The following is a 13,518-nucleotide window of genomic DNA, read 5'->3' as shown; positions in this document are numbered from 1 at the left end:
GCCGGCGGCGCTCGGTCAGTGGCTCAGTGGGCATTGCCGGCAACCACGCTGGCTGCCAGTTGATAACCGCTGCCACGCACCGTGCGGATCAGCCTTGGAGGTTTATCGGTATCGCGCAGGCGTTGGCGCAGGCGGCTCACGGCCATGTCGACGATACGGTCCAACGGCATCAGGTCGCGGCCACGGGTGGCGTTGCCGATGGTGTCGCGGTCGAGAATCTGTTGCGGGTGATCGAGAAACAGCTTGAGCAAGGCAAAGTCGGCGCCGGAGAGAATCACCTCTTCGCCGTCCACGTGAAACAGGCGATGGCTGATCATGTCCAGGCGCCATTCATCGAACACCAGAACGTCGCCGCCGCCCGTGCGCTCCTGGCCAAACTGGGCGCGGCGCAGCAAGGCTTTGATCCGCGCTTGCAGCTCGCGGGGGCTGAAGGGCTTGCCGATATAGTCGTCGGCGCCCAGCTCCAGGCCGATCACACGGTCGGCTTCGTCGGAACTGGCGGTGAGCATGATGATCGGCACCTGCGCCTGCCGCGGGTGCTGGCGAATCCAGCGGCAGAGGCTGAAACCGTCTTCGTCCGGCAACATCACATCAAGGATAACCAGGTCGCATGGCGCCTCGTTCATCGCCTGACGGAACCCCGCGCCATCCGGCACGCCACGCACCTGGAAACCGGCGCGACTGAGGTAGGTCTGCAGCAATTCGCGGATTTCCTGGTCGTCGTCGACGAGGAGAATCGATTTACTGATTACGCTCACGGGGTCCTCCTTGTTGTTATGGCCAAGCTTAAGTCATTTGTTGCCCTTGAGGCCCTATCGCAGGCAAGCCAGCTCCCACACTTTGATCTGTGAATACATTCAAAGGTGGGAGCTGGCTTGCCTGCGATGAGGCCATCAGTCCCTACGCAAAAGCCTGTTCAAGCGCGACACCGGCCCCGGTCAACCCGGAATACGGCGCCGTCACCAACCACACAGGAATGCCTTTGAAGTAGTCGCTCATGCAGCCCTTGTCGCTGAAACTTTTGGCAAAACCACTGTTGATAAAGAAGTCGGCAAACCGTGGAATCACCCCGCCCACGATGTACACGCCACCACGCCCACCGGTGGTCAGCACGTTGTTACCGGCCACACGACCCAGCCAGATACTGAACTGGTTCAACACTTCCATGGCCACCGGGTCGCCGACCAGGCCCGCTGCCGTAATGGCTTCGGGCGTGTCCAGCACCGGCGTGTGCCCGTCGACCGCACAAATGGCGCGGTACACACGGGGCAGGCCGCCACCGCTCAAAGCGGTCTCGGCGCTGACGTGGCCAATCTCGCTGTAGATGTGCTGCCACAACTGGGTTTCACGCGGGCTGCTCAGCGGCAGGTCGACATGGCCGCCCTCCCCCGGCAGCGCCGCATAACGGCCTTCGCCCAAGTCCAGCAAGGTGCCCACGCCCAGGCCAGTGCCCGGGCCGATCACCACGGCGGGGCGCAACGGCTCCGGCGTGCCTTGGCAGACCACGCGAAATTCATCGGGTTTGAGGCGCGTCATGCCCAGGGCCATGGCCGTGAAGTCATTGACCAGCAGCAGCTCATCGACCTGCAAGGTTTTGCAAAACGCAGTTTTGTTCAGCCGCCAGTGATTGTTGGTGAATTTAAATTCATCGCCACTCACCGGCCCCGCGACTGACAGGCACACCGCGCCGATGTCCCCGATTTCCAGGCCTTCTTCCTTGAGGTAAACCTTGATGGCTTCCTCAGGGCTGTGGTGATCCGCGGTGGCGTGCACGCGGATCGAATGCAGTTCCTGATCCCGCCACAACGCAAAACGGGCGTTGGTACCACCGATGTCACCGACCAGCGCAAGCTTCACTTAAGCGTCTCCAAGGCAGAGGTAAAGGCGCTGGCGCCCTGCTCTGCGGAGCTTGCGGCCAAGCGCATAAATGCAAACAGCTCGCGACCGGCCCCCACGTTGTTGCCCAACAGGCCCGTGGCAGGCGTGCGCGCTGCAAATTCTTCGGCGTCCACCTTAAGCTCCAAGGTGCCCTTCACGCCATCGACGCGAATGATATCGCCATCTTTGACCCGCGCCAGCGGCCCGCCGCTCTGGGCTTCGGGGTTGACGTGAATCGCGGCGGGGATCTTACCCGAGGCGCCGGACATACGCCCGTCTGTTACCAACGCGACTTTGAAGCCACGGTCCTGCAACACGCCGAGGAACGGGGTCATCTTGTGCAGTTCAGGCATGCCGTTGGAGCGCGGCCCCTGGAAGCGCATCACCGCGACAAAGTCTTTTTCCAGCTGGCCGGCCTTGAACGCATCGGCTAAATCCTGCTGATCCTGAAACACCACCGCCGGTGCTTCAACGATCTGATGCTCCGGCGCCACCGCCGAGACCTTCATCACGCCACGGCCGAGGTTGCCTTCCATCACGCGCAAGCCGCCTTCGGGCGAGAATGCACGGGCTACGGGGCGCAGGATGGTTTCGTCGAGGCTTTCGATCGGGCCGTCGCGCCAGATCAGTTCGCCGTCGACCAGGAACGGTTCCTGGGTGTAGCGGCTCAGGCCCTTACCCGCCACAGTGTTCACATCCTCGTGGAGCAAGCCGGCTTCGAGCAGTTCGCGGATCAGGAACGACATGCCGCCCGCTGCCTGGAAGTGGTTGATGTCGGCTTTGCCGTTTGGATACACGTGGGACAGGGTCGGCACCACCTCGGAGAGGTCGGCCATGTCCTGCCAGGTGAGGATGATGCCCGCCGACATGGCGATGGCCGGCATGTGCAGGGTGTGGTTGGTGGAACCACCGGTCGCATTGAGGGCGACGATGGAGTTGACGATGGACTTCTCGTCGACGATCTCGCCAATCGGCGTGAAGTCACCGCTGGCCTTGGTCAGGCGCGTGACCTGGTGCGCGGCTTCACGGGTCAGCGCATCGCGCAGCGGCGTGTACGGGTTGACGAACGAAGCGCCCGGCAGGTGCAGGCCCATCACTTCCATCAGCAACTGGTTGGTGTTGGCGGTGCCGTAAAAGGTGCAGGTGCCGGGGCTGTGGTAGGACTTCATCTCCGATTCCAGCAGCTCTTCGCGGGTGGCCTTGCCTTCGGCGTAACGCTGGCGCACGTCGGCTTTCTGCTTGTTGGAGATGCCCGACGGCATAGGGCCGCCCGGTACGAAGATCATCGGCAGATGGCCGTAGCGCAACGCGCCCATCATCAGGCCCGGCACGATCTTGTCGCAGATGCCCAGCATCAGCGCGGCATCGAACATGTTGTGGGACAGCGCTACCGCCGTCGACATGGCAATCACTTCGCGGCTCAGCAGGCTCAGCTCCATGCCCGGCTCGCCTTGGGTGACGCCGTCGCACATGGCGGGCGTGCCGCCGGCGAACTGGCCGACCGAGCCGACTTCGCGCAGGGCTTTTTTGATTTGTTCGGGGAAATGTTCGTATGGCTGATGCGCCGAGAGCATGTCGTTATATGAGGAAACAATTGCCACGTTGGCGGCATTCATCATGCGCAGACTATTTTTATCTTCAGTGCCGCAGCCGGCCACGCCGTGGGCAAAGTTGGCGCATTGCAGCTTACCGCGCATCGGGCCGTCGCTGGCCGCGCCGCGAATGAGCGCAAGGTAAGCCTCGCGGGTTGCACGACTGCGGGCGATAAGCCGTTCGGTGACCTCAATAACGCGGGGATGCATGTGTAGAACTCCAGGCTAACGGATGTGGCGACCTGAGTGTCTATGCTGATCAAACGCCCGCAGCTCATGGGATGGCAGGGTGTCGTTTGCATCATCGGACCAGTTGATTCAGGTCACTCGTTGTAGATTGAACAAAATATTGCCACTAAAAAGGCTTGTTTTCTATTTTTATGCGAATAATCTTGTAATTCTTACAACAAATCGACGACAGGCACTTTCCAATGACTCTTCGTATCGCAATCAATGGTTTTGGCCGTATCGGCCGTAATGTCCTGCGCGCACTGTATACCCAAGGCTATCGCCAGGATTTGCAGATCGTCGCCATCAATGATCTGGGCGACAGCTCGATCAATGCCCACCTGCTCAAATACGACACCGTACACGGCACTTTCGAAGCAGAGGTCGCCCACGATCAGGAAAGCCTGACCGTCAATGGTGACCGGATCGCCGTCAGTGCCATTCGCAACCCGGCCGACTTGCCATGGGCTGCGCACAAGATCGATGTGGTGTTCGAATGCACCGGTCTGTTCACCGACCGCGACAAGGCGGCCGCCCATATTACCGCCGGTGCGCGCAAGGTGATCATCTCGGCCCCGGCCAAAGGCGCCGACGCCACCGTGGTTTACGGGGTAAACCATGACATTTTGCGTCAATCCCACCAGATCATCTCCAACGCTTCGTGTACCACCAACTGCCTGGCGCCTGTGGCTCAGGTGCTGCACCGCGAACTGGGCATCGAAAGCGGCCTGATGACCACCATTCACGCCTACACCAATGACCAGAACCTGACCGACGTGTACCACACCGACCCGTACCGCGCGCGTTCGGCCACCCAGAACATGATCCCGAGCAAGACCGGCGCCGCCGAAGCGGTCGGCCTGGTACTGCCGGAACTGGCAGGCAAGCTGACCGGCATGGCCGTGCGTGTGCCGGTGATCAACGTGTCGTTGGTGGACCTCACCGTAACCCTGAAAAAAGAGGCCACGGCCGAGCAGGTCAATGCGCTGCTCAAAGACGCCAGCCAGCACTCGAAAATCCTTGGTTACAACACCCTGCCGCTGGTATCGAGCGACTTCAACCATAACCCGCTGTCGTCGATTTTCGATGCCAATCACACCAAGGTCAGTGGCAAGTTGCTTAAAGTGCTGGCCTGGTACGACAACGAATGGGGCTTCTCCAACCGTATGCTGGATAACTGCCTGGCGCTGTGCAACGCCGAGTAATTTCCAATGTGGGAGCGGGCTTGCTCGCGAAAGCGGTGTATCAGTCAACAAATATGCCAACTGAACCACCGCTTTCGCGAGCAAGCCCGCTCCCACTTGGGTTTCGTGCACCTCCTTGCACCTACGCAGGCTCAACGAAATAGCCACTTGCCATTTGAGTTGATGATAAGCATTATCATTAACTGCAAACCGGTCTGGTATCACTGTGAGCCAATCTCGCTTCAACCAAGTCTTTCTCACCCAACGGGTGATTCTGCTACGCACTCTGCAGCGGATGGTGAACAACCACAGCACCGCCGAGGACCTGTTGCAGGAGACCTACCTGCGCGTCACGCGGGCGCTCAGCGAGCGGCCGATCGACCACCTCGAACCCTTCGTCTACCAAACCGCGCGCAACCTGGCGCTGGACCACCTGCGCTCGCGCCGCATCCAGGCCCGCACACTGCAGGAAGATGTGCCATTGGACGTGCTGCAGAACGTCGTCGCACCGATCAGCACGCCCGAAGACGCCACCCAGGCCGAGCAATTGCTCGAACACCTGAGCGTCAGCCTTGGCCAGTTGAGCGCCCGCCAGCAGCAGATCTTCATCCTCAGCCGGCTGCATGGCTGCAGCTACCAGGAGATTGCCGATCAGTTGCAAGTGTCCTTGAGCACGGTGCAAAAGGAACTGAAGTTGATCATGGCCATCTGTGTAGGAGTGGCCGAACGGCTGGATCAGCCTTAAGCTTCACCCCACAGAGGTGTCGATCCAGGCTGTAGGAAAGATGAATAGAACGTGGCGAAGACCCGAGGAACACCGTGACGGACCCGAATAAACTGCGCCCCCATGAGCTGGCTCATGAGGTGTTGCAAGACACGGCCATGGACCAAGCCCTCGACTGGCTGATCGCCTTGCAATGCCCGCAACCCGGGCAGCAAGCCGAGTTCGATGCCTGGCTGGCCAGCGACCCGGCGCACCTGCTCGCCTTCAGCAAGGCCCAGGCCGCCTGGGGCGGCGCGCCGGTACACAGTGCCGCCGTGGCCCTGGCAGTGCCGCGCAAACCCAGCGCGTGGCGGCGTATCAAACCGCATTGGAAACCCTTGGCTACCGCCGCCGTGCTGTTGATCGGCCTGTTCAGCTTCAGCAACCTGCCCGTGCGCCTGCAAGCCGACCACCTCACGGTGGTGGGTGAACGCCAGCGCCTGCAATTGGATGACGGCTCCAAAGTGTTGCTGAACACCAATTCGGCGTTTTCCAGCAGCATCAAGGACCACCAGCGCGTCGCCCGCCTCTATCAAGGCGAAGCTTTTTTTGAGGTGGCGCCCAGCCGTGGCCTGCCGCTGGAGATCGACGCCGGCCCGGTGCGTGCCAGCGTGCGCGACACCGACTTCGCCGTGCGCTACCTCAATGGCGAAGCCCAGGTGCAGGTGCAGCGCGGCGACGTCGACTTGAGCAACACCTTCGACGATGCCCGCGTGCGCCTGAGCGCCGGTGAGAGTATCCGCATCGGCCCCAAAGGCTTCGGCCAACCGGCCAAACTGGATGCCAGTAAAGACCTGGCGTGGGTCCAGGGCCGCCTGGTATTCGAAAACTGCCCGATGAGCGAAGTGCTCGCCGAGTTGCGTCGCTATTACCCAGGTTGGATCGTCAACACCAACGACAAGCTTGCAAGCGTGGCCGTTACCGGCAATTACCGCCTCGACCAGCCGCTGGATGTGGTGCGCTCCCTGGCGCACATCACCTCGGCCAAGCTCTCGGAATACCCGGCGCTGGTCATCTTGAACTAAATGAGAATTATTTTTACTCGATAATCACCGGTGGTTCGTCTCGTTATAGCCAATGCAACTGATTCCTATTTGATTCGGTTCGCAACTATAAGATTCGTATCCCCGGAGCGCTCTCGATGTCCTCTCGTTTCAACCGCCGGTCCTCATCGCCCGTCCTGTCGCTGCTAACCGCCGCCATCCTGCTGGCCAGCGCGCCGGTGATGGCCGCGACTGCCGTCGAACCTGCCGCGCGCAGCCACGGCAATTACAGCTTCAGTATCGAACAGCAGCCATTGGTGTCGGCGTTGAATGCCTTTACCAGCGTGACCGGCTGGCAAGTCGGCCTGCCGGCAGAACTGGGCCAGGGTGTGTCGTCCCCCGGCGTAAGCGGCGCACTCTCGCCGGAGAAAGCCCTGGACCGGCTGTTGCTGGGCACCAACCTGAGCTACCGCAAGCTGGGCAATAACAACATCGTGCTGGAAAAGCGCCCGGCCGGCAGCACGCTCAACCTGCAACAGGTGACCATCAGCGCCACCCGCAGCGAGCAGGACGTCAACAGCGTGCCAAGCACCGTCACGGTGCATGCGCGTGAAGAGCTGGACCGCCAGAACGTGAATACCATCCGTGAACTGGTGCGTTACGAGCCCAACGTGTCGGTGGGCGGCGCAGGTACCCGCGCCAGCAACGCCGGCTACAACATTCGCGGCATCGACGGCGACCGCATCCTCACCCAGGTGGACGGCGTGGAAGTGCCGGACAACTTCTTCAACGGTCCTTACGCCAAGACCCGCCGCAACTACGTCGACCCGGAAATCGTCAAGCGCGTCGAGATCCTGCGCGGCCCGGCTTCTGCCCTGTACGGCAGCAGCGCCATCGGCGGCGCGGTGAGCTACTTCACCCTCGACCCGGACGACATCATCAAACCCGGCCAGGACGTCGGCGCCCGCCTCAAAACCGGCTACAGCTCCGCCGACGACAGCTGGCTGACCTCTGGCACCGTCGCTGGCCGCATGCAGGACTTCGACGGCTTGCTGCACCTGAGCCAGCGCAATGGCCATGAAATGGAGTCCTACGACGGCAACAACGCCACCGGACTGGCCCGCACCGGCGCCAACCCGGAAGACGCGCGCACCACCAATATCCTGGCGAAAATGGGCTGGAATTATGGCGATGACAATCGGTTGGGATTGACCTACGAGAAGTTCAAGGATGATCGCGACGTCAATCTGAAGAACGCCGTGGGCGGCCCCTTCGTCGGCGGGCGCGGCTTTAATTTCTACCGTGGGCGTTCGGGTAACGACACCATCACCCGTGAGCGCTTCGGCATCGAAAACCGCTTCGCCCTCGACTCGCCGATTGCCGATCAGATCAAGACCAGCCTCAACTACCAGATCGCCAAGACCGACCAGAGCACCGCTGAAATCTACCAGCCATCGCGCCGCGTCATGCGCACCCGTGACACCCTCTACGAAGAAAAGCAGTGGGTCTTCGACGCCCAGTTGGACAAGGCGTTCAGCCTCGGTGAAACCGACCACCAGGTCACCTACGGCACCACCCTCAAGCAGCAGAAAGTCAGCGGTTCGCGCGAAGGCTCGGCCTACTGCCTCGCCGTCGGTTCAGGCTGCACAGCCATCGGCGCGCCCAGCCCGTCTGCCGGTGACAGCGTGAAAAAGTCCAGCGACTTCCCGGACCCGACCATCAACACCTACTCGCTGTTCGCCCAGGACCAGATCACCTGGGACAAATGGACCTTCCTGCCTGCCGTACGCTACGACTACACCCGGCTCAAGCCCAAGCTGACCCAGGAATTCCTTAACACCGTGAACCCGACCGGCGCCTACCCGGTCAGCGACAAAGAAAAAACCTGGCACCGCGTAACGCCAAAATTCGGCCTGACCTATGCGCTGACCGATCAGTACACCTGGTTCGGCCAATACGCCGAAGGCTTCCGCACCCCGTCGGCCAAGGCGCTTTATGGCCGCTTTGAAAACCTCAACCTGGGCTACACGGTCGAGCCAAACCCGAACCTCAAGCCGGAAACCAGCAAGGGCATCGAGACCGGGATTCGTGGCCAGTTTGATGAAGGCTCCTTCGACATCGCGGTGTTCTACAACAAGTACCGCGACTTTATCGACGAAGACGCCTCGGTCGCCGGCGGCGATATCCAAACCTTCGAAGCCAACAACATCAAGCACGCCACCATCAAGGGGGTTGAGGCCAAAGGCCGCCTGAACCTCGACGCGTTCGGCGCACCGCAGGGCCTCTACACCCAAGGCTCGGTGGGCTACACCTACGGCCGTAACGACGACAACGGCGAGCCGCTCAACAGCGTCAACCCGCTTAAAGGCGTATTCGGCCTGGGCTACGAGCAAGAGCAGTACGGCGCGCTGGTTAGCTGGACGCTGGTGAAGAAACAGAACCGTGTCGACAGCACCACCTTCCACGCGCCGGATGGCAGCACCAGCGCTCCGTTCAAGACCCCAGGCTTTGGCATCGTCGACCTGACCGGCTTCTACAAAGTCACCAACGACGTGACCATCAACGGCGGCCTCTACAACCTCACCGACAAGAAGTACTGGAACTGGGATGACGTGCGCAGCTACGACGGCGTCGGCGAAGCGGGCGTGACCGCGCCCGCCAACCTCGACCGCCTGACCCAGCCGGGTCGCAACTTCGCGATCAACCTGATCTGGGACATCTGACCGCCGCTCTCACCTCGCCGCCCTTTATCAGCGGCGAGGTGAGGTTTTTTTACTGTGCCGCGTCTTCTTGTTCGTCTAGTTGATAACAGCTCTCTTTAGAGCACCCAGGCGCTCCCCTTCTCAAGGATTTTTTCGATGACCGCTTCTCCTACCGCAGAACGCCCAAGCCTGCGCTCTCAGCGCCTGAACCAGATCACCAACGAGCCACACACCAAGCTCGACGCGCTGGTCAAAGCCCACGCGCCGTTTGAAACCCCAGCCAACTTCGCCCGTTTTGTGGTGGCGCAGTACCTGTTCCAGTCGGAACTGGTGGCGCTGTACAACGACCCCGAGCTGATCAAGATCATCCCGGACCTGGCCGCACGCTGCCGCGCCGACGCCGCCAAGCTGGACCTGGCCGACCTGGAAACCGACGTGCCTGCACCGGTGGCCGGCGCCGTGAAAAACCCGAGCAAAGCTGAGGCCCTGGGCTGGTTGTTCGTGTCCGAAGGCTCCAAGCTGGGCGCCGCGTTCCTGATCAAGCGCGCTGTGGGCCTGGGCCTGAGCGAAACCTTCGGTGCCCGTCACCTCGGCGAGCCGGCCGGTGGCCGCGCTGAAGGCTGGAAGAGCTTCACCCGCACCCTCGACGGCCTGGAATTCAGCGCTGAAGAAGAAGCGGCGGTGGAGAAAGGTGCAATCGATGCGTTTGTGCGCTTCACCGTGCTGCTGGAACAGGCGTACGCTAGCGCCCCTGAATTGGCGTAACACTTGAATTGAAATGCAATCAAATGTGGGAGCGGGCTTGCTCGCGAAAGCGGTCGTTCAGCTAATAATTTTATTGACTGACACACCGTATTCGCGAGCAAGCCCGCTCCCACATTTGGAACTCATTTCAAACTGATTTTTGTGATCACTCGACCCATGACCGGTAAAACCCAATCCACCTCAAAAATCGCCCAGCTGCTCTTCGGCTTGCTGGCCTACGTCAGCCTGGGTATCGGCTTGGTGGCGATTGTCATACCGGGTTTGCCCACCACCGAATTCATCCTGCTGGCCGCCTGGGCTGCGACTAAAAGCTCGCCGCGCCTGAGCGCCTGGCTGGAAAACCACCGGCTGTTCGGACCGATTCTGTTCAACTGGCGCAATGGCAAGATCATCGCGCGCCGCGCCAAAGTCAGCGCCACCGTGAGCATGCTGATCTGCGCTGTGTTGATGTTGGTGATGCTCGATCACGGCTGGCCGATCTACCTGGCGATTGCCGGGATGAGCCTGGGCAACCTGTGGATCTGGTCACGCCCCGAGCGGCTTGCAGCCCCCGTATAACGCGGCGCGTAGTCCTTTTCCTACCGCTCATCGCCTTTACCTCATGAAACCTCTCGTTACGCCGATGTTCCGGACATAGCGCCGAATGGACTTGGCTCGCCCTGCTTGCATTTCAACAAGTCCTATCGCGAGTGAACCTATGTTCGACACCCTCTCCATCCGCTTGAAAATCGTGCTGCTGTCGGGCCTTTGCCTGCTGGGGGTGATAGCGCTGATCATCAGTATCAACCTGTACGAGACCGATCAGAATGACCATTTGATCAGCGACTCAAGCTCGAGAATGCTCACCCAAAGCGTCCAAAACCTGCTGCAAGCCAAGGCCGCCGAACAAGCGGTGCAGTTACAGAAAACCTTTGGTGAAAACCTCGTGGTGGTCACCGCGCTGGCCGATCACGTCAAAGACCTGCGTGCCCTCGCCAACAAGCGAGCGCTGGAACCCGGCGCATTGCGAGAAGAGCTCAACCAGAGTGTCAAAACCGCCTTTGAGCGCAACAGCAAGGTGCTGGGCATCTGGCTGTCATTCGAACCCAATGGCCTGGATGGCAAAGACAGCGACTTCGTCAACGACAAAACCCGCGTCTCGAATGAAAAAGGCCGTTTCTCCAGTTACTGGAGCCGCGCTGGCGGCGAAGGCCTGAACACCGTGATGGTCGAGGATGACCTGACCAAAACGACTCTCAACCTCAGCGGCACGCCCTACAACATCTGGTACACCTGCCCACGAGACACGCGCACGGTGTGCCTGCTCGATCCGTATTCCGATGAAGTGGCCGGCAAACAGGTGCTGATGACCACTATTTCGCTGCCGCTGATCGTCGACGGCAAAGTCATCGGCGTGGTCGGTATCGACCTGGCGCTCAATACGCTGCAGGCGATGACGGACGCGGCGCAAAAAGAACTGTTCGACGGCGCGGCGCACCTGGAGATTCTGTCCAGCACCGGTTTGATTGCGGCCTACAGCGGCCAGCCGGACAAAGTCGGCAAGAACCTGATCGACACCATCGGCGGGGAAGGTAAGGAAATCGTGCAACTGCTGGCCAACGATACGCGCACGATCCGTGAGCAAGATGACACGATCCGCGCCGTGTACCCGGTCAAGCCGATTGCCGACGCCAAGGCCTGGGGCATCGTGATCAAACTGCCCAAGAACGTGATGCTGGCCGACACCTTGAAACTGCAAGACGTGCTCGACAAAGCCCAGGCCTCGGGCACGCTCAAGGCCCTGCTGGTCGGCGCCGCCGCTGCCCTGCTCGGCCTGCTGCTGATCTGGCTGACCGCCACCGGCGTGACCCGCCCGATCAACACCGTGGCGGCGATGCTCAAAAACATCGCCAGCGGCGAAGGCGACCTCACCCAGCGCCTGGCCTACGCCAAGAAGGACGAACTGGGCGAGTTGGCGAACTGGTTCAACCGCTTCCTCGACAAGCTGCAACCGACCATTGCGCAGATCAAGCAGAGCATCACTGAAGCACGTGGCACGGCAGACCAGTCCTCAGCCATCGCCCGCCAGACCAGCGAAGGCATGCAGGTGCAGTTCCGCGAGATCGACCAGGTCGCCACCGCCTCCAACGAGATGAGCGCCACCGCCCATGATGTGGCCAACAGCGCCTCCAACGCTGCCAGCGCCGCACGCGGTGCGGACCAGTCGGCGCGTGACGGCATGTCGATCATTGAGCAGAGCACCCGCGACATCACCACCTTGGCCGAAGAAGTCAGCAAGGCCGTGACCGAAGTTGAAGCGCTGGCGGTCAATAGCGAGCAGATCGGCTCGGTGCTGGAGGTGATCCGCAGCATTGCCGAGCAAACCAACCTGCTGGCGCTGAACGCCGCCATCGAAGCGGCACGCGCCGGCGAAAGCGGGCGCGGGTTTGCGGTGGTGGCCGACGAGGTGCGCAACCTGGCCAAACGGACTCAGGACTCGGTGGAGGAAATTCGCCTGGTGATCGAGCGCATCCAGAGCGGCACCCGTGGCGTGGTGGCGACCATGCATTCCAGCCAACAGCAGGCCCAGAGCAATGCCGGGCAAATCCATCAAGCGGTGCAGGCGCTGGGCAAGATCAGCGATGCGGTGACGGTGATCAGCGACATGAACCTGCAGATCGCCAGCGCCGCCGAACAACAGAGCGCCGTGGCCGAAGAGGTCAACCGCAACGTCTCGGCGATCCGCACCGTGACCGAAACCCTCACCGGTCAGGCCACCGAATCAGCGGCCATCAGCAGCCAACTGAATGCGCTGGCGACCCAGCAGATGAAGTTGATGGATCAGTTCAAGGTATAGAAAACCATGCGATCCCTGTGGGAGCGGACTTGTCGAATCGTCGCACCGCTGCGATGGCATCAACTCGGTATGCCAGATACACCGAGGTGTCTGCATCGCAGGCAAGCCAGCTCCCACAGAAAAGCAGATCTTCAGTGCATGCAAATCCGCTAAGAATGTAAGGGCCAGAGCAACAGCCAACCTGATATCCAAAGCTGCACGCGGTCAACTGTGGGAGCGGGCTTGCTCGCGAATACGGTGGGTCAGTTACAGATGAATTGACTGACCCACCGCATTCGCGAGCAAGCCCGCTCCCACATTTAGACCCCGTTGCATCAGGTAGACAGGCTGTTGCTTTGCACTTGATCTGGCTTTTGATTCAACCACTCAGGTCGGCTTTCAGGCCGCCGTGCTGTAGATCTTGATCTGAGGCGCCCCGTTAACCACGATGGCCGGAGTGCGGGCATGCCGAGCCTAAGCGAGGCACCGAGTGGTGGGGCGAGGACTTTTTGGTTACCTTTTTGGTCCTTCAAAAAGTGACCCGCCGTCAGGGCGGAACCCAAAGCCGCTGTTACCGCAGCAACGGATATGTACACCGACAAACCGCA

The 13,518-nt window shown here is 60.9% G+C and carries 10 protein-coding genes and 1 pseudogene; 8 read left to right on the top strand and 3 right to left on the bottom strand.

What is annotated here, in order from left to right; translation table 11 throughout:
- Positions 1-23: 23 nt before the first annotated feature.
- From FFI16_RS02470 to edd, 3 genes are all read right to left on the bottom strand, one after another.
- Positions 24-758 (bottom strand): response regulator, encoded by a 735-nt coding sequence (locus tag FFI16_RS02470; RefSeq protein ID WP_138814011.1) that lies wholly within the window; start codon positions 756-758, stop codon positions 24-26.
- Positions 759-900: 142 nt separating this feature from the next.
- Entirely contained in the window at positions 901-1,857 is a 957-nt protein-coding gene (locus tag FFI16_RS02465; protein WP_138814010.1) for a glucokinase, read from the bottom strand.
- On the bottom strand, positions 1,854-3,680 hold the full coding sequence (gene edd, locus FFI16_RS02460) for a phosphogluconate dehydratase (RefSeq protein ID WP_078738903.1): 1,827 nt from the start codon (positions 3,678-3,680) through the stop codon (positions 1,854-1,856). The genes FFI16_RS02465 and edd overlap by 4 nt, the downstream gene beginning before the upstream one ends.
- Before the next feature lie 221 nt (positions 3,681-3,901).
- On the opposite strand from edd, the gene gap reads away from it, so the two are divergent.
- The 8 genes and pseudogenes from gap (at position 3,902) to FFI16_RS30820 (ending at position 12,931) form a co-directional block, all read left to right on the top strand.
- Positions 3,902-4,903, top strand: a complete 1,002-nt coding sequence (gene gap / locus FFI16_RS02455; RefSeq protein WP_138814009.1) for a type I glyceraldehyde-3-phosphate dehydrogenase — start codon at positions 3,902-3,904, stop codon at positions 4,901-4,903.
- 205 nt (positions 4,904-5,108) lie between these two features.
- Positions 5,109-5,627, top strand: a complete 519-nt coding sequence (locus FFI16_RS02450) for an RNA polymerase sigma factor (RefSeq protein ID WP_138814008.1) — start codon at positions 5,109-5,111, stop codon at positions 5,625-5,627.
- 74 nt (positions 5,628-5,701) lie between these two features.
- Entirely contained in the window at positions 5,702-6,670 is a 969-nt protein-coding gene (locus tag FFI16_RS02445) for a FecR domain-containing protein (protein WP_138814007.1), read from the top strand.
- 116 nt (positions 6,671-6,786) lie between these two features.
- Positions 6,787-9,351 (top strand): TonB-dependent receptor, encoded by a 2,565-nt coding sequence (locus FFI16_RS02440; RefSeq protein ID WP_138814006.1) that lies wholly within the window; start codon positions 6,787-6,789, stop codon positions 9,349-9,351.
- Positions 9,352-9,486: 135 nt separating this feature from the next.
- Positions 9,487-10,095 (top strand): biliverdin-producing heme oxygenase, encoded by a 609-nt coding sequence (locus tag FFI16_RS02435; protein ID WP_138814005.1) that lies wholly within the window; start codon positions 9,487-9,489, stop codon positions 10,093-10,095.
- Positions 10,096-10,251: 156 nt separating this feature from the next.
- The gene (locus FFI16_RS02430; RefSeq protein WP_138814004.1) at positions 10,252-10,653 is read left to right on the top strand and encodes a YbaN family protein; all 402 of its coding nucleotides are present in this window, start codon (positions 10,252-10,254) and stop codon (positions 10,651-10,653) included.
- Between the two features lie 85 nt (positions 10,654-10,738).
- A pseudogene (locus FFI16_RS30825) lies at positions 10,739-12,073 on the top strand (HAMP domain-containing protein); the annotation flags it as partial.
- A gap of 102 nt (positions 12,074-12,175) precedes the next feature.
- Positions 12,176-12,931, top strand: coding sequence for a methyl-accepting chemotaxis protein (locus FFI16_RS30820; protein WP_371919053.1), 756 nt, complete (start codon positions 12,176-12,178; stop codon positions 12,929-12,931).
- Positions 12,932-13,518: the final 587 nt, after the last annotated feature.

The organism is Pseudomonas sp. KBS0710 (assembly GCF_005938045.2).
Classification (GTDB): domain Bacteria; phylum Pseudomonadota; class Gammaproteobacteria; order Pseudomonadales; family Pseudomonadaceae; genus Aquipseudomonas.
The sequence above is the reverse complement of the archived record's forward strand: the minus strand, read 5'-3'. Positions and strand labels throughout refer to the sequence as shown.

Coding starts and splice junctions, on each gene's coding strand:
- FFI16_RS02435 (WP_138814005.1), top strand. CDS start 9,487: ATGACCGCTTCTCCTACCGCAGAACGCCCAAGCCTGCGCTCTCAGCGC.
- FFI16_RS02430 (WP_138814004.1), top strand. CDS start 10,252: ATGACCGGTAAAACCCAATCCACCTCAAAAATCGCCCAGCTGCTCTTC.
- edd (WP_078738903.1), bottom strand. CDS start 3,680: ATGCATCCCCGCGTTATTGAGGTCACCGAACGGCTTATCGCCCGCAGT.
- FFI16_RS30820 (WP_371919053.1), top strand. CDS start 12,176: ATGCAGGTGCAGTTCCGCGAGATCGACCAGGTCGCCACCGCCTCCAAC.
- gap (WP_138814009.1), top strand. CDS start 3,902: ATGACTCTTCGTATCGCAATCAATGGTTTTGGCCGTATCGGCCGTAAT.
- FFI16_RS02440 (WP_138814006.1), top strand. CDS start 6,787: ATGTCCTCTCGTTTCAACCGCCGGTCCTCATCGCCCGTCCTGTCGCTG.